Source organism: Granulosicoccus sp. 3-233, assembly GCF_052681095.1.
In genome coordinates, this window is sequence record NZ_JBQYLE010000006.1 from 86993 (window position 1) to 103959 (window position 16967).

17 protein-coding genes are annotated in these 16967 nt (G+C 57.6%); 8 read left to right on the forward strand and 9 right to left on the reverse strand.

The genetic code is table 11. The features are described from left to right. Positions 1 to 281: 281 nt before the first annotated feature. Together ACUNV4_RS16470 and ACUNV4_RS16475 are read left to right on the forward strand one after the other, a co-directional pair. Positions 282 to 1202 carry a manganese-dependent inorganic pyrophosphatase gene (locus ACUNV4_RS16470; protein WP_430879683.1) on the forward strand — a complete coding sequence of 307 codons (921 nt, stop codon included), beginning with the start codon at positions 282 to 284 and terminating at the stop codon, positions 1200 to 1202. A 210-nt stretch (positions 1203 to 1412) separates the two neighbouring features. After that, positions 1413 to 2045 (forward strand): LysE family translocator, encoded by a 633-nt coding sequence (locus tag ACUNV4_RS16475; RefSeq protein WP_430879684.1) that lies wholly within the window; start codon positions 1413 to 1415, stop codon positions 2043 to 2045. 168 nt (positions 2046 to 2213) lie between these two features. On the opposite strand, the gene ACUNV4_RS16480 is transcribed toward ACUNV4_RS16475, so the two are convergent. The 7 genes from ACUNV4_RS16480 to ACUNV4_RS16510 all read right to left on the reverse strand — a co-directional run bounded on the left by ACUNV4_RS16480 (position 2214) and on the right by ACUNV4_RS16510 (position 8631). Further along, positions 2214 to 2816 (reverse strand): SDR family oxidoreductase, encoded by a 603-nt coding sequence (locus tag ACUNV4_RS16480; protein WP_430879685.1) that lies wholly within the window; start codon positions 2814 to 2816, stop codon positions 2214 to 2216. A 79-nt stretch (positions 2817 to 2895) separates the two neighbouring features. Next, positions 2896 to 3510 (reverse strand): glutathione S-transferase family protein, encoded by a 615-nt coding sequence (locus ACUNV4_RS16485; protein WP_430879686.1) that lies wholly within the window; start codon positions 3508 to 3510, stop codon positions 2896 to 2898. After that, positions 3507 to 4883, reverse strand: coding sequence for an NAD-dependent succinate-semialdehyde dehydrogenase (locus ACUNV4_RS16490; RefSeq protein ID WP_430879687.1), 1377 nt, complete (start codon positions 4881 to 4883; stop codon positions 3507 to 3509). The genes ACUNV4_RS16485 and ACUNV4_RS16490 overlap by 4 nt, the downstream gene beginning before the upstream one ends. Before the next feature lie 340 nt (positions 4884 to 5223). After that, positions 5224 to 6534 (reverse strand): TRAP transporter large permease, encoded by a 1311-nt coding sequence (locus ACUNV4_RS16495; RefSeq protein WP_430879688.1) that lies wholly within the window; start codon positions 6532 to 6534, stop codon positions 5224 to 5226. After that, positions 6531 to 6983, reverse strand: coding sequence for a TRAP transporter small permease (locus ACUNV4_RS16500; RefSeq protein WP_430879689.1), 453 nt, complete (start codon positions 6981 to 6983; stop codon positions 6531 to 6533). The genes ACUNV4_RS16495 and ACUNV4_RS16500 overlap by 4 nt, the downstream gene beginning before the upstream one ends. After that, positions 6980 to 8035, reverse strand: coding sequence for a TRAP transporter substrate-binding protein (locus tag ACUNV4_RS16505; RefSeq protein WP_430879690.1), 1056 nt, complete (start codon positions 8033 to 8035; stop codon positions 6980 to 6982). The genes ACUNV4_RS16500 and ACUNV4_RS16505 overlap by 4 nt, the downstream gene beginning before the upstream one ends. Positions 8036 to 8151: 116 nt before the next feature. Further along, positions 8152 to 8631: a MarR family winged helix-turn-helix transcriptional regulator gene (locus ACUNV4_RS16510; RefSeq protein ID WP_430879691.1), complete on the reverse strand. Its 480-nt coding sequence runs from the start codon at positions 8629 to 8631 to the stop codon at positions 8152 to 8154. Between the two features lie 146 nt (positions 8632 to 8777). On the opposite strand from ACUNV4_RS16510, the gene hmgA reads away from it, so the two are divergent. From hmgA to maiA, 6 genes are read left to right on the forward strand one after another with little or no spacing between them, the layout of a single operon-like run. Continuing rightward, a complete protein-coding gene (hmgA, locus tag ACUNV4_RS16515; RefSeq protein WP_430879692.1) occupies positions 8778 to 10094 on the forward strand; it encodes a homogentisate 1,2-dioxygenase in 1317 nt (438 codons plus the stop codon). A 43-nt stretch (positions 10095 to 10137) separates the two neighbouring features. Then, on the forward strand, positions 10138 to 11394 hold the full coding sequence (gene fahA / locus ACUNV4_RS16520; RefSeq protein WP_430879693.1) for a fumarylacetoacetase: 1257 nt from the start codon (positions 10138 to 10140) through the stop codon (positions 11392 to 11394). A 34-nt stretch (positions 11395 to 11428) separates the two neighbouring features. Then, positions 11429 to 12379, forward strand: coding sequence for an MBL fold metallo-hydrolase (locus ACUNV4_RS16525; RefSeq protein ID WP_430879694.1), 951 nt, complete (start codon positions 11429 to 11431; stop codon positions 12377 to 12379). 54 nt (positions 12380 to 12433) lie between these two features. Next, the gene (locus tag ACUNV4_RS16530) at positions 12434 to 14056 is read left to right on the forward strand and encodes an FAD-dependent oxidoreductase (RefSeq protein WP_430879695.1); all 1623 of its coding nucleotides are present in this window, start codon (positions 12434 to 12436) and stop codon (positions 14054 to 14056) included. A gap of 4 nt (positions 14057 to 14060) precedes the next feature. Further along, positions 14061 to 14270 (forward strand): DUF2783 domain-containing protein, encoded by a 210-nt coding sequence (locus tag ACUNV4_RS16535; protein WP_430879696.1) that lies wholly within the window; start codon positions 14061 to 14063, stop codon positions 14268 to 14270. After that, the gene (gene maiA, locus ACUNV4_RS16540; RefSeq protein ID WP_430879697.1) at positions 14267 to 14893 is read left to right on the forward strand and encodes a maleylacetoacetate isomerase; all 627 of its coding nucleotides are present in this window, start codon (positions 14267 to 14269) and stop codon (positions 14891 to 14893) included. The genes ACUNV4_RS16535 and maiA overlap by 4 nt, the downstream gene beginning before the upstream one ends. Before the next feature lie 173 nt (positions 14894 to 15066). Here maiA and ACUNV4_RS16545 read toward each other — a convergent pair whose 3' ends face one another. Both ACUNV4_RS16545 and ACUNV4_RS16550 read right to left on the reverse strand, forming a co-directional pair. Beyond that, complete coding sequence (locus ACUNV4_RS16545; protein ID WP_430879698.1) at positions 15067 to 15504, reverse strand: hypothetical protein; 438 nt, start codon at positions 15502 to 15504, stop codon at positions 15067 to 15069. A gap of 11 nt (positions 15505 to 15515) precedes the next feature. Continuing rightward, on the reverse strand, positions 15516 to 16829 hold the full coding sequence (locus tag ACUNV4_RS16550) for a molybdopterin-dependent oxidoreductase (RefSeq protein ID WP_430879699.1): 1314 nt from the start codon (positions 16827 to 16829) through the stop codon (positions 15516 to 15518). Between the last annotated feature and the right edge of the window lie 138 nt (positions 16830 to 16967).

Here is a 16967-nt window from a genome sequence, read left to right on the forward strand (position 1 = left end):
GCGGCTCGTGCGGCTCGTGCGGCTCGTGCGGCTCGTGCGGCTCGTGCGGCTCGTGCGGCTCGTGCGGCTCGTGCGGCTCGTGCGGCTTTCATCCTACGTTCATGAACGCCGCTGTCTTCCGGCAATGCATGCAACAGTTTTCAATCGGTATTACAATGACGTAGCTACGTCCGGCGCTATGCCAGACCCCTGACAAACACCGGCCTGGCGTCTGGCAATCGAGTGGACACCGACGCATCGGGCAAGCCAGCTTCTCCCAATCAGTAACGACACTTATTTTCATGACTATCAAAGTATTCGGTCACAAATCTCCCGATACCGACTCCACCGGCTCACCCCTCATCTGGGCCTGGTATCTGACGGAAGTGCGCGGCACTCCTGCTGAAGCCTGTCTGCTTGGCGAGCCCAATACCGAAGCTGCGTTCATGCTCCAGCGCTGGGGTCTGGACAAGCCAGGCATCATCGAAGATGTCAGCGAGGACGACAGCGTCGTGATTGTCGATACCAACAATCCCGCCGAACTGCCCGACGGTATCAACTCGGCGGATATCATCGAGATCATCGATCATCATATGCTCGCAGGCGGTATCAAGACGCGCAAACCCATCACGATCACGGTACGTCCGGTAGCCTGCACAGCCACCATCATGCACGACCTGATGGGCGAAGATGCAGGGCGGATGCCCGAGAACATCAAGGGAGCAATGCTGTCCTGCATACTGTCCGACACGCTCGAATTCCGGTCTCCGACCACAACCGATCGCGACCGTGAGGTGGCCGAGAAGATTGCCGGGGAACTGGCAATTTCCATCCCCGACTATGCCTCTGAAATGTTTGCCGCAAAATCCGACGTGTCCACTTTTTCCGATGCCCAGTTGCTGCGCATGGATTCGAAGCAATACGACATCGCCGGCAAGAGCTTTCGAATCTCGGTACTGGAAACCACTTCTGCCGGTACCGTGCTGGCCCGCAAGGAATCACTGATGCAGGCGATGCCGGGCGTGGCGAGTGAAGACGGAGCAGATCAGGTACTGCTGTTCGTCATCGATATCCTGGCTGAAGAAGCGACATTGCTGGTACCCAACGAACTGGTCAAGCAGGTTGCGGAGAAAAGCTTCGGTGCAACCGTAAACGGCGATACCGTCACCTTGCCAGGCGTGGTCAGCCGCAAGAAGCAGATCATCCCAAGCCTTAAAGTCTGAGGACCACGATCGTTGCGGCTGACGTCAATGCGGCAATTCGCCAGTCGCCCGACAAGCCTGCATACCGCACCAGGTTCGGCGCGGTATGCGGTTGCAGACAGCACCGGACGAAATCAGGGCTGGCAGGGTACAGTCCAGGAATCGATGCCAGCAACCACGACCTCGGTGACCTGATCGCCGAGCTGAACTTGACCTGACCGAGAAACTGTAATGGTCATAGAACTCTGGCTGGCGTTTGTCATCGCATCCACCATCCTGCTGATCATCCCCGGCCCCACGATACTGACCGTCATCAGTTACTCGATTGCACAGGGCAAACGAGCCAATATACCGCTGGTTGCCGCTGTCGCTCTGGGCGACTCGACGGCGTTGATCCTGTCCCTGGCTGGCCTGGGCACGATACTCGCCACCTCGGCCTGGCTTTTCACTGTCATCAAGTGGGTTGGCGGACTGTATCTGGTGTATCTCGGTGTCCGCATGCTGATGAGCAATGACCCCCCTGTCAGTGAGGGCGGGCAGCCTGAGGCTCTGTCCCCATGGACACTGTTTGCAAACACCTGGCTTGTCACCGCGCTGAACCCGAAGGGCATCATCTTCTTCGTCGCATTCCTGCCTCAGTTCCTCGACCACGACAAGCCGGTACCGGCACAGCTGTGGATCCTTTCTCTGACGTTCGTTGCACTGGCAAGCCTGAATGCAATGCTGTATGCGGTATTCGCCACCAATGCCCGCAACCTGCTCTCATCAAGCGCCGCGCGCAAACGCTTCAACCGTGGTGGTGGATGCCTGTTGACGATAGCCGGTGGCTGGGCACTGACAGCCAGGCAGGCAATGTCGTCCTGAGCGCCTGCCCTGCCCGGTTATCACGCATCCGTGACGCAACGAATCTGCATCACAAATCACGGATCACAAACCAAGCAGTCCGCAGTCCGCAGTCCGCAGTCCGCAGTCCGCAGTCCGCAGTCCGCAGTCCGCAGTCCGCAGTCCGCAGTCCGCAAACATGATCATCCATCACACCGACGCGGACTGCATCAACGCCACCTTGCCTGTCCACGAATCGTCCTCAACCGCCGTTGCCAATACCGCTGCAACATCACCGCGGGCAGCCGTTCCCTTGACATCAACATCGTCTCCGTACAGCACGTCACGGCTACCGTCGTCATCCGTGAGACTGACCGGTCGCACAATCGCGTAGGCAAGACCCGACGACTTCAGGTGTTCGTCAGCATCATGCTTGGCCTGAAGATAATGAGCCAGTTCGCTGTTCTGATCCGGTTTGTCGGCGCCGACCGTGCTGAGCATGACGAAGCGTTGCACATCGGACTTCACAGCCATATCCACCAGCCTGATCGCGCCATCACGGTCGACCTTGTCGGTCATCTCGGGCCCTGTCCCCCCTCCCGACCCGGCAGCAAACACCACCACATCGCAGCCTGCGCATACGTCATCCTGCAGATCCGTCAGATCACCCTGACGTAGCGTGACATCCCCGGGTAGATCGCTCGTGTCCGAGCTTGACCTGACCAGTGCTACCGGAGAATGCCCGCGTGACTTCAGTTCTTCGATCAGGCGGACTCCGGTCTTGCCCGTGGCTCCAGCGACTAGTACCTGCATATCATGCTCCTGCGATTCGTTGAGATTGGCGATTGCTTTCCTGTTGGCGAGACTGCCAGCGGCAGATCCCGACTGTCACTCATCGTTCGGGAGCCATCGGCCCGCCATGGGTAATGGCCGCCCGATAGCCGGACTCCATCTGCATATGCTGCCAATACGCGGCGAGACGAGGCGCATCTTCAAGAAATCCGGATCTGGACAGATTCGCCAACAGATATGAGAACTGCATGTCTGCCAGTGACACCATGTCGCCAAACAACAGACCTTTTTCCGGAAGCTGATGGACGATGTACTCCTGATGCTTCTGCATCGCTTCATACGCTGCACTGGTCGGCTCGTCACCGCGCATATGTGGCAACAGCAATTGCATGGCAACACTCGCAAACGAACTCTCGACATAATCAAGCAGTTCCTCATGGCGCAGATGATCGTCGGTACCGGCAGCGGGAACATGCCGACCATCGCCGAACCTGTCATGCAGATAACGCAGACAAGTTGCGGACTCCGCCAGCACTAGCTGTTCATCCTGGATAACCGGAGACTTGCCCAGCGGGTGAACTCTCGCCAGACTCTCAGGCGCCCGAAAGTTTTCCGTACGCTCGTAGAACACCAGATGGTAAGGCTGCTCGAGATCTTCCATCAACCACAGCAGGCGTATGGCACGTGAATAGGCCAGACAGTGAATGGTGATCATGGCAGGAAAATCGCCTTGATGTTGACGAACTCCTTCATGCCGAAACCGCCGTGTTCACGCCCGTAGCCCGAATCCTTGACGCCGCCGAAAGGCATGCCGGGATCCGCAGCACCGAAGGAATTGATACGTACCATCCCGGTATCGAAGTGATCCCGCGCAAGGGTAACGGCTCGCTTCTCATCGCGAGTGAAAATGCCACCTCCGAGCCCATAACGACTGTCGTTGGCAATGCGCATGGCATCCTCATCATTCTTCGCCCTGATGACCGAGGCCACCGGGCCGAACAGTTCATCGTCATGGGCAGGAGTACCAGGCTTGCACTCTGTCAGTACCGTTGCAGGAAAATAGTAGCCGCTTCTCTCCGGCGGATTTCCACCACAGGACACTACCGCACCGCCGGCAACGCTCTTTTCCACCTGCTCGCACAAGGTATCGAATTGCTCTTGGCTCGATACCGGGCCCAGTTGCGTGTCCTCATTCCGTGGATCGCCCATTCTGACCGCTTGCATCTGTTCGACAAATGCACTCAGGAATTCATCATGAACCGCATCACATACGACAAATCTCTTGGCGGACACGCAGGTCTCACCATTGTTGTAAATGCGCCCCTGCACACAGGTTTTCACCGCGAGATCCACATCCGCATCTTCCAGCACCAGGTAGGCGTCGTTGGACCCGAGCTCCAGAACGCTCTTCTTCAAGTGGCGACTGGCCAATGAGCCTATATGTCGTCCGGCACTGTCGCTGCCTGTCATTGTCACGCCTCTGACCTGTGGGTGTGCAATGATTTCATCCGATGTATCGTGATCTATCAGCAGCACCTCGAAAAGCCCCTCGGGCAGACCCGCTTCCCGGCACAAATCGCGAAACTTCAACCCGCTGCCAGTACAAATGGCCGCATGTTTGAGAATGACCGAGTTGCCTGCCATCAGATTCGACGCCAGTACACGAGCGGGCTGGTAAATGGGAAAATTCCACGGCTGAATACTGTAGATGACACCGATCGGTGAGTACGTGACGATGCCCCGCTTGCCCTTTTCGCCATGTGTTCGTTCTTCATCGGCCAGTTCGGCTGGGCCATTCTGTGCCGTGTATTCGAAGATCTGTGCGCACAACTCGACCTCGGTCAATCCGTCGCGATACAGCTTGCCGACTTCCTCAGTCATCAGACTGGCAAGATCTTCCGCGTGATTGCGAAGCGCTGAAGCGATGTCGCGGAGAAAGGGAGCACGCTCTTCATGCGACTTCATGCGCCATTCGTGGAAGGCGCGATTGGCGGACTCGATCCTGTCGAAAGCAGCGTCCTTGCTCATGAGCTCATGACTGCTGATCTCTTCCTCGGTGGCGGGATTGATGGTCGTGATGGTTCCCATGCTCGAATTTCCTCTGCTCTCTGCGGTAGGCTGCCCCGAGTAAACGGTGGAAACTGACAGGGCTGGCCAGGTCGATGAAGCAGAGTCTATCGATGAGGCTTCCGGAAATTCGGGCTTTGCGCTTTCTACATGGTTTCAGGCAATATCCTGCGATTCCTCTCCAACCCGCAACCGTCCAGAGCTCATGGAGGGTGGCGCCGAGCATGGGACAAGCATTGCCAGGGATTCTGGCGCTGTACAAGGCAAACAGCCTCAATGAGACATGATTCCTCGACCCGACATCGCCTTCGGCCGAGCAATGTTCCCGGCCGACGGACGGCCGGGAGTCATACAATGCAAATCAAGTCAACAGCACCAGCGATATCCAGGGTAACAGCAGCAACAACGCCAGCCGCACGATATCCGCGATCCAGAATGGAATCACGCCCTTGAAGATGGTGCCCAGGGAGACATCGGTCAGTACCGAGCGCAAGACAAAGGCGTTCATCCCGACCGGCGGCGTTATCAAGCTGATCTCGGTCACGACAACGACCACAATGGCGAACCAGATACTGACCATTTCAGGATCGGCCAACAGACCACTACCGAAGTCGAGTTGAATGATGATCGGATAGAAGACCGGTACCGTCAGCAGAATCATCGACAGGCTCTCGAAAACGCAGCCCAGTACCAGATAGATGCCAACCATGATCAGGATGACTCCCCAGGTACTGAAGCCTGAGTCGTAGACCATGTCCACCAGCGCATCCGGCAGCCCGGCGAAGTTGACAAAGGACGAGAATATCTCTGCGCCGATGACAATGACGAAAATCATGCCGGATGACAGTACGGTTTCTCGACAGGCAGAGGCGAAACTTTCGCGTGTCAGTCCGCGTATGGCCAACGCCAGCACCAGCGCAAAGAATGCCCCCATGCCAGCCGCCTCGATCGGCGTGAAAAAACCCCCATAGATACCGCCCATGATGAAGGCAAACAGGGCAAGGGTTCCCCACACGCCGATACGGTCGCGTCGCGTCATGGGAGCCGCCTCGGTAACCGGAGGCGCTCGATCGGGAAAGATTCTCACCGTGATCATGACTGCCGCCAGATATAGAACGATGCCCAGCAGGCCTGGCAACAGACCGGCAATGAACAGCTTGCCTATATCACTTTCAGTCAGCAGCCCATAGATGATCAGAATGACCGAAGGTGGAATCAATATACCAAGCGTGCCTCCTGCAGCGATGGCACCGGCTGCCAGACTGTCGGAATAGCCGAAGCGACGCATGGGCGGCATTGCCACGCGCGACATGGTGGCAGCCGTGGCCAGAGAAGACCCGGATACCGCAGAAAAACTGCCGCAACTGATAACGGTGGCCAAGGCCAGTCCACCACGCATACGCCCGAACAGGTGATCAGCGCCGGCAAACAGACCTTGCGCGATACCTGCCTTGGCCATGATGTTCCCCATGAAGATGAACAGGGGAACGACGGACAATGAATAACTGAGCCCGGTTTCGAATACGGCATTGCCGATCATCGAACCCGCTGGCCCCCAGCCACGCATGATCGCGAACCCGATGCCGCCCACCAGAGCCATGGCGAAAGCGATCGGTACGCGCAGGAATATCAGTATCAGCAGAATGCCGATACCCACCAGTGAGATCATCATTGGCGATATTCTCTCAACAAACCGAATATGGCTGCCAGAATGCAGGTAAACGCCCCGAACATGGCAAACAGGCCGAAAGGCACGCCGAGCGATTCGGAATGGGCCCCATCGGCAAACTGCCGGATACCGAGAATCCAGAGGCGCCAGGCGAAGAACAGCAGCACGGCAGCCGAAAGCATACCCACCAGAATATTCAGTACGTGCCTGACACGGGGCGGAATGCTGTTCACCAGCATGTCGACATCCACATGCCCACCGGCACGACTGACCAGTGGCAGAGACGCAAATACCAATGCACCCAGCAACATTTCGGTCAGCTCGAAGGCACCGGTCAGCGGCTTGTCGAGCAGATAACGCCCGATGACATCAATGCCGGTCACCATCATCAGACTGATCAGCAACGCACCGGAGACAAGCTCCAGTGCAATGGCAGACACTCGTTCGATCATTGATCAACGCCAGTGATTTCACGCAGGCGAGCAATGGCGGCAGCACCGTCATACCCCTCCGGCAGTGAATCAGCCCAGTCATTTTCCAGCGCACCGGCAGAAGCCTTCAAGGCTTCAAGAACAGACTCGGGTGCCGCATCCAGGCTGATACCGGCCTCTTCGATCTCGGCGACAGCAGCAGAATCGGCATCGATCCATGCCTGCCCGACTCGCTCGGCAAAGGCCAGACCGGAGATGGACTCGATGGCCGCCTGATCTTCAGCACTGATGGAGTCCCACTTGCCCTGATTCATGACCAGAAACCAGCTGGTATTGTAGATGCCACCGGGAACCGTCATGGAGAATTTCACGTCATCGGTCAGGTTGAATGCCGTCAGAGCTTCATAGGTGAACGTTGCGCCGTCAATCACACCGCGAGACAGCTTTTCATAGACTTCAGTCGACGACATGAACAAGGGCGTGGCACCCAGGGAATCCATCAGGCTTGCCACATAGCCACCCGGCACACGAATCTTCAGACCGGCAAAGTCTTCAGGTGTCTCGATCTTGCGCTGGTTGTTGTGAAACAACCCGGGTCCATGGACAAACAAGCCCAGCAGTTTCGTGCCTTCATGGTCCTTCTCGGCGTCCAGGTCTTCCGTATAGACCGTATAGAATGCCTTGGATGTTTCGATGGCATCGTCGCCCAGAAAGGAAAACTGTCCCACTTCAGCCTTGGTAAAGCGATCATCCTGACTGAAACTGTGCAAGCCGTAGGTAATGTCGGCAACGTCATCGCGCGCCATATCGAAATGTGCAGGTGGACTGCCCAGAGGCTTGCCCAGCACGCGAACACTGACGCGACCTTCGGTGACTTCTTCTATCTCTTTCGCCCAGGGTTTGATGGCGTTCAGTACAACGGGGTGGCGTGGCGGCAACCAGCTGGACAAGACCAGATCCGTATCAGCCTTGAGCGAGCCTGAGAGAGAGGCAGCGAACAATCCTGCCATAACGGCCCCGCCAGTAGTACCCAGCATGGCTCCCAGCGTGGTGAGCCTGTTCAATCCAGTCATCAGAAATCTCCAGTGGTGACAATAGGCATCAACGCGATGCCGATCCGCCCGCAAACGTGGGCTGGCTGGCGACAATATCCGTTGCACGTGCAACTGTCAAGAAATCCTGACAGAGCCTACTCCCGCTGTTCTTCATTCTGCCCAACCAGTCCCATTGACTGCTCGAGCCTGTCCAGTGCCTGCAAAAAGGCCTGCAATTCCTGCTCGTTCAGGCAGGACACGATATTGCGTTCCTGTTCCAGAACCACCGGTGCCACCTTGCCATGCAGAGCTCGCCCCTTGGCTGTCAGCCGCAACTTTGCCTCACGTCGATCATGCCGGCTTTCGGTGCGAGTCACGTAATTCAGCTCGATCATGCGGTTCACACCACGACTGATACGCGATTTGTGAGTACGTGTGCTCTGCACTATATGTTGTGCACTGCATGACTCCCGCGATTTCAACGCAGCCAGAGTCACCAGAATGCGCCATTCGACGATATCGATACCAAAACGATCGGTATAGACCTCGGCCAGTTTGTGACTGACTTCCGCGGCCAGGCGATTGAGGCGAAAAGGGATGAATTTCGACAGTTCCAGATCAGTCATCAATTCCATGCATCTCCAATATTTAATAGTTGCATTCGCAACTTTCTTGACAGTTGCAACTGCAACCGTTAAATTCTACACCAAGTGAGATCGACGCCTCTCCAAGGCCGATCCCTCCCCCCATCGAGCCATCTGAATTGCGGAGCCTCCACATCGTGTCAGACACTCAACTTCACTACATGCCTGGTTTCGGGAACGATTTCGAAACCGAAGCGCTGCCCGATGCCTTGCCTCAAGGCCGCAACAGTCCGCAGCGCTGTAACTACGGCCTCTACGGCGAACAGCTCAGTGGCACAGCCTTTACCGCCCCCAGCCACCAGAACGAGCGTACCTGGTGCTATCGCATACGCCCTTCGGTCAAGCACTCGGCGCGCTACGAGAAGATCGACCTGCCATACTGGCAATCAGCCCCGCGGATTGATCCGGAGATCGTCAGTCTCGGCCAGTATCGCTGGGATCCGATTCCACATACCACCGAGGATCTGAACTGGTTGACGGGCATGCGTACCATGACCACGGCTGGCGATGTCAATACCCAGGTGGGGATGGCGACGCACGTCTACCTGGTCAACCAATCGATGGTCGATGAGTACTTCTACTCGGCCGACAGCGAAATGCTGATCGTACCGCAGGAAGGTGAGCTGCGCCTGTGTACGGAACTCGGTATCATCGATCTGGCACCGAAGGAAATCGCCATCATTCCTCGGGGCCTTGTCTATCGTGTGGAACTGATCAGTGGTCCCGCTCGCGGCTTCGTCTGCGAGAACTACGGGCAGAAGTTCGAGTTACCCGGTCGGGGGCCCATCGGTGCCAATTGCATGGCAAACCGGCGCGACTTCAAAACCCCCGTGGCGGCTTATGAAGATCGCGAAGTGCCATCGACTGTCACCATCAAGTGGTGCGGGCAGTTCCATCGCACGCCAATCGGACACAGCCCGCTGGATGTGGTGGCCTGGCATGGCAACTATGCACCGGTCAAGTATGATCTGCGTACCTATTGCCCCGTCGGTTCCATTCTTTTCGATCACCCCGACCCATCCATCTTCACGGTTCTCACGGCCCCCTCCGGTGTACCGGGCACCGCCAATATCGACTTCGTACTGTTCCGCGAACGCTGGATGACCATGGAAGATACCTTCCGGCCACCGTGGTATCACAAGAACGTCATGTCCGAACTGATGGGCAATATCTATGGCGAATACGACGCCAAACCTCAGGGTTTCGCGCCAGGCGGTATCAGCCTGCACAACATGATGCTGCCACACGGCCCCGATCAGGAAGCCTTCGAAAAGGCCTCCACGGCGGAACTGCAACCGGAGAAACTGGACAACACCATGTCCTTCATGTTCGAGACCCGCTTTCCTCAGCACCTTACCGCCTTTGCAGCCACCGAAGCGCCGCTGCAGGACAATTACATCGACTGCTGGGACAGCATCGAGAAAAAATTCGATGGTACACCGGGCCTCAAGTGAGAGTATGGCCGGCACCACAGTCAATCAGTCAACAGGAAAACCTATGAGCTATCTGAAGAGCTGGGTGGATTCGGCCAATAGTGCCTCCACCGACTTCCCTTTGAACAACCTGCCCTATGGGGTGTTTTCGATCGGCAATGAGGCACCCCGCTGTGGTGTCGCCATTGGCGAGCATGTGCTCGATGTCGCCGCCGTAGAGTCACAAGGGCTTCTGAGTATCGGCGATTCACCGCTATGCCAGGACGCTTGCTGGAACCCTCTGATGGCGCTGGGCAAGGATAGCTGGGCACTGTTTCGTGAACGCCTGACAGCGCTGCTGAGCGAAGGGTCAGCAGAACAGGATCGATTGCAGGAACACCTCTACCCTCTGGCGGATGCACAGATGCACATGCCGTTCACGGTAACCGAGTTCACCGACTTCTACGCCGGCAGACACCACGCGACCAATGTAGGCACGATGTTTCGCGGCGCCGAAAATGCCTTGCCACCCAACTGGTTGCACATCCCCATCGGCTACAACGGCCGAGCCTCTTCCGTGGTCGTTTCCGGTACGGACGTTCGGCGCCCCTGGGGCCAGTTGAAGGGGCCTGATCAGGAACTGCCCGCCTTCATGCCCTCACGTCGATTCGACCTGGAACTGGAAATGGGCGCCATCGTCGGCTCGGCGTCCAATGGCCCTGTCAGCGTGGATGAAGCCGATGCCATGATTTTCGGCTATGTGCTGCTGAATGACTGGTCGGCGCGTGATATCCAGGCGTGGGAGTATCAGCCACTGGGGCCGTTCCAGGCAAAGGCGACGGCCACAACCATCAGCCCATGGATCGTCACATCAGCGGCGCTGGAAGCGTTTCGTGTCAGCACACCCGAGCGCGAATTCGAACTCCTGCCTCACCTGAAAGACACCGGACCGATGCTGTATGACATCGATCTGACGGTGACGCTGGCGCCACAAGACAAGCCCGCCACCACGATCGCCAGTACCAACTATCGTGAAATGTACTACTCCGCCGCGCAGCAACTGGCACATCACTCCACCTCGGGCTGCCCGATGCGAACCGGCGACCTGTTGGGTTCGGGAACCATTTCCGGCCCGGAGACGAGCATGCGCGGATCCCTGCTGGAACTGAGCTGGGGTGGCAAGGAACCCTTGACACTGGACAGCGGTGAGACGCGTTCGTTTCTCGAAGACGGCGATACATTGACATTGCACGGTCACGCCCAGGGCGATGGCTTTCGAATCGGCTTTGGCGATTGCGCCGGCACCCTGGTGCCTGCACTCGACGACCCTTACGCCCGCTGATTCACACAATCCAAACCCATTCAGGAGAATTACCATGGCCAAGGCATTTGCCTCGCAAGGCGACATGACCGAAAAGACCATCAGTTTTACCGAAGTCGGCAATGGCCTTTGGGCATTCACCGCTGAAGGCGATCCGAACTCCGGCGTCATCATCGGTGATGACAGCGTCATGATCGTGGAAGCGCAGGCCACACCTCGTCTGGCCAGCAAGGTCATCGAGAAGGTGCGTGAAGTGACCGACAAGCCGATCTCGCATGTGGTTCTGACGCATTACCACGCCGTACGTGTACTGGGCGCCAGTGCATTCAATGCAGAGCAGATCATCATGTCCGAGACAGCTCGCTCCATGGTTGTCGAGCGCGGCCAGGAAGACTGGGACAGTGAGTTCGGTCGCTTCCCTCGCCTGTTCCAGGGCCATGAGAGCATTCCGGGCCTGACCTGGCCAACGCAGACCTTCAAGGGCCGCATGTCGGTGTATCTGGGCAATCGACGAGTCGATCTCATGCAACTGGGCCGGGCGCATACCGCTGGTGATATCGTCATCCACGTACCGGATGAGAACGTCATGTTCACCGGTGACATCGTTGAAGACCATTCGGCCTGCTATTGCGGTGATGGACACTTCGGGGACTGGGGCAAGACGCTAGACAATATCGCTGCCTTTGATGTAGATGCCATCGCACCCGGCCGCGGAGATGCACTGGTCGGTCGTGAGCAGGTCAACTCTGCAATCGACAGTACCCGCGATTTCCTGGAAAGCACCTGGAAACCGGCTGCCAGAGTCGCTGCCCGTGGTGGTTCGCTCAAGCAGGCGTGGGACGCAGTACGTAAAGCCTGTGATGCGAAATTTTCAGACTATGCCATCTACGAGCACTGCCTGCCCTTCAACGTGGCACGAGCCTACGATGAGGCTCGCGGTATCGATACACCACGTATCTGGACCGCCGCGCGCGATCAGAAGATGTGGGAAGACCTGCAAGGCTGATCCACAAGCCACTACCTGATCAACAGATCCGTTTTCACTATCAAGAGAACCGCCATGGTCGACGTAAGGTACACCACTGCCTTCGAACTCTACCCCTACCAGCGTCACGCTGATCAGGACACGAGCACACCGAAACGCCACCCTGTGGTTGTCGTGGGCGGTGGCCCGATCGGCATGGCCATGGCTCTGGATCTGGGACGAAAAGGCACACCGGTACTGGTGCTCGATGACCATGCCGGTGTGGGCCAGGGCTCCCGCGCCATCTGCTTCGCCCGCCGTACGCTGGAGATCACCGACCGACTCGGTTGCGAACAGCGCATGCTCGACAAGGGCGTGGTCTGGAACGTGGGTCGTGTCTTCCACGGTGAGCAGGAAATCTACGATTTCAATCTGTCGCCTGAGGAGGGCTTGCGCAATCCGGCTTTCATCAATCTGCAACAACCCTATTTCGAGAAGTTTCTGGTCGAGCAGATCCGTATCGAACAGGAGCGCGGTACGCCCATCGATATCCGGGGTTGCAATCAGGTCACGGCCCTGCAGGATCATGGCGATTTCGTCTCGCTCGACGTCGATACGCCCGAAGGTCCGTACTCGCTGGAAGCCGACTGGCTGATTGCCTGTGATGGTGCCCGTTCACCGGTGCGGGACATGCTGGGGCTGGGTTTCGAAGGACGGGTCTTCGAGGACAACTTCCTGATTGCCGATGTGAAGATGAGCGCGCCCTTTCCGACCGAACGCTGGTTCTGGTTCGAACCGCCGTTCAAGAACGCCGGTCAGTCCGCCTTGCTGCACAAGCAGCCCGATGACATCTGGCGAATCGACTTCCAGCTGGGCTGGGATATCGATCGCAAGAAGGAACTGGAGGTGGAACGGATCCGGGCTCGGGTGGATGCCATGCTGGGTGACGGCGTCGACTACGAACTGGAATGGACCAGCATCTACACCTTCCAGTGCCGTCGCATGGAAAAATTTCGACACGGCTCTGTGTTGTTTGCCGGTGACAGCGCGCATCAGGTATCGCCTTTCGGTGCGCGTGGTGCCAACTCCGGCATACAGGATACGGACAATCTTGCCTGGAAACTCGACCTGGTGATCAAAGGCATTGCATCCGACAGCCTGTTGGACAGTTACTCTGAGGAACGTGTTTTCGGAGCTGACGAGAATATTCTCAATTCCAGCCGCGCGACAGATTTCCTGACACCCAAGTCCAGAGCCAGCAAGACCTTTCGCAATGCGGTATTGCAACTGGCGCAACATCATGAATTCGCCCGCCCACTGGTCAACTCCGGGCGACTGTCTGTACCGTGCGTCTACGACAACTTTCCACTGAACGGCGAAGACAGGCTCGATGGCCCTGCTGCGACCCGAGTCGGCGCCGCCTGTGTCGATGTCAAGCTGGATGATGGTTATCTGCTGGACAGACTGGGCAATGATTTCGTGCTCATGGGTATCAACGCGACACTACCGGAATCCCTCGAGGTCGACGGCCTGGAGGTACGCATGCTGAAGCTGTCATCGGACAACGATCCAAGCGGCAAGCTGCAGACACGCTATCTGGGTGACCAGGACAGTGGCGTCTACCTGGTTCGGCCGGACCAGCATGTGGTTGCACGCTGGAGCGAATTCGATGCGGAGAGGGTCCAGGCCGCCGTCAGGAATGCCATTGGCAAGGGGTGACATCATGAGCAATACCGAGACTACGACACTGCAACTGCAATCCAATCTGCCAGACGGCGATGGCTTCTACGATGAATTGCTGCGCGCCCACGAAGGTCTGAGCGATGAACAGAGTGAAGCCTACAATGCCCGGCTGATTCTGATCCTGTGCAATCATATCGGTGACCGCAAGGTGCTGAGCGAGGCACTGGCTGCCGCGAGGATTGCCTCGTGAGTGCCACCATACTGTACGACTATTGGCGCTCATCGGCCAGCTACCGCGTACGCATTGCCTTGAATCTGGCGGGAATCGACTGGCAATCGATTCCGGTGGATCTGGTCGCCGGAGACCATCGGTCGGCGGAACATCTGGCACGCAATCCGCAGGGCCTGGTACCGGTCCTGCAGATCGACGGGCAGAGCCTGACCCAGTCATTGGCCATCCTGCAATATCTGGACAGTACACGCAGTCTCGGCCTGCTGCCCACTGACCCGCTGCAACGTGCCAGAGTGGAGGCCCTGGCGCACAGTGTGGCGATCGATGTGCATCCGGTGTGCAATCTGTCGGTGGTCAAGCATGCCACTGCTGGTCAGGAGCCTGCGCGTACCGAATGGATGCAGCATTTCATCACGCCGGGTCTGGCCGCTTTCGAAGCCTTGCTGGCGGGTTTCGAACAGGCACCCTACTGTATCGGAGACAAGCCTTCCTTCGCCGACATCTGTCTGATGCCACAGTTGTACAATGCGGAACGCTGGGGTGCGGACTTCTCGGGGTGCCGACGGATCCTCCAGGTGGCAGAAGCCTGCCGTGAGCATCCGGCATTCATCGCGGCTCATCCGGACGCCATGCAGCCCTGACAAGGAGCTGGGCCTACTGTGCGGACAATGCCTGGCACAAGGCTCGGCGAAAGCAGCCGACCCGTTTCTGCCCTCCAGTCGATAGCAACGCCACGAATGATGATCGAGCCTGAATCAGCTGCTGTTGGCAGACACCCGATTCAGGGCTCGATCTTCAACGCGGAGCCACGAGACTATTCGGCAGGTCGTATTTCCAGCATGGGGCGGTGGTTGATCCCCTGCACCGGGTTCAGCGTTGAAAAGCCTTCGCTGTCCGTGATGCTGGTTCGTTCACCACCGTTGTGATCGATGCCGAAGTTGGCCGCCAGATAATCCAGCACGGTATCTCGCTGCTCGCCCTGCAAGGGCGGCATTTTCTGCTTTTCGCTCATCCAGTCCAGCAACACATCCCAGCCATCTCGGGTCAGGCCTTGCTGCGTGACCAGGTTGAGAGAATGACAGCCGCCACACCAGGCACCAGTCAGATTCCGCCCTTCACCCTCTGGCCAGTTGGCGCCAAAGGGATCATCCTGTGCCTGCAGGTTCGCCATCGGCAACAGGGCAATCAATACCACCATGGCCCCAGAGATTCCGATCTTGCGGGCAATACCTCGCTCGAATCGTTTGATCATCCGATTCCCGATCATGCCTGGGGAACCATGACCGCGATGCGGTGCATGGCGTTGTTCAGATAGCCCTTGGGATTCCAGCCGACACTGAAGGGTTGTACCCTGCCCTTGTCATCGGTGGCTCTGGCCCAGATCTCGTAATAGCCGTGTACCGGGAACGTCACTTCGCCTTCCCAGGTGGCCCAGGAGAACGGGTTCATCAACGGTGCAAGGGTGGCTTCGGTCCAGGAATTACCGAAGTCATTGGACAGTTCCACCTTGGTGACGGTGTCATCGCCGGCCCAGGCGTGCCCACGCAGACGCAAGGAAGTCTGCCCCGCGGACAGCGTTTCACCCGAACGCGGGCTGGTGATCAGGGATTTGACCGGCATTGAATGGAAGGTTTCGAAGTCGCTGTCAGCGACTTCGGCACCGGGCTGCACGGGATAGGACGGCACTGAGTAGGACGGAGGTGCCATCTTCGTACCGTTCCACTTCTTGTCGGCCAGAACGATTCCGGTCAGCCATTTCTGCGAACAGGACCCCGGCCACCCGGGCATCACCAGTCGCAGCGGCGCTCCGTTCATCGGATGGATGTCTTCACCATTCTGCTGGAAGGCAATGAGGTTGTGAGGGTCAAGTGCCTTTTCGATCGTCACTCCACGTGACAAGGGTGATTTCTCCGGATCACCGGACAGATGGGTGTCCGCACCGAGGTGTCCGGTATAGACGGCTGTCGACTTCACGCCGGCCTTTTCCAGAACATCCTTCAGACGCACACCCGTCCACATGGAGTTGCCGATGGCACCGGTGGTCCACTGATTGCCCTTGGCAGGTGGATTGAAGCCGGCACGGCCATTACCGCCGCATTCGATCTGCAAGGCGAGCTCGACGACCTCGAACTGTGATTTCAGCTCTTCGATGGTGAACGTCAGTGGATTCTCGACTTCACCGGCGATGCTCAGTGTCCATTCATCGACATTGACCTCCTGCGGCGGCACCCCATTGTTGCGCACGAAGTGACGATTGATGGGCGTGATGTCCGCATCCAGCAGATGCGCCGGTGTTTCGGCATTGACCGGGCGATCGTTCAGCACGACCAGCCCGTCCTTGCCATCGATGTCGAAATTCACGGTGCCATCGGCAATGGCTGCAGGAATCAGACCTGCGGGCATGTAACGATGGAACGGTATGAAGCCACCCAGCGCGGTTGCCATGGCCGTCAATCCGGCCCCTTTCAGAAAGCCACGACGATCCGGGTGACTGACTCTGCCGAAGATCTGTCGGTCCGCAGCCTCGGCATCCTTCGCATACAGTTCGAACAATCCGATCTTGCGTTTCTTTACCATGATATTCGCCTCTGGAATGTGTACTGATTATCGAATCAACGATACTTTTTTGCGTCGTCCAGATGGGGAGTATGCACTGGGCCAGTGCGCAAGGCACTCGATTTGTGCTGCGTCATTGCCATTTCGTCTGAACTCCCC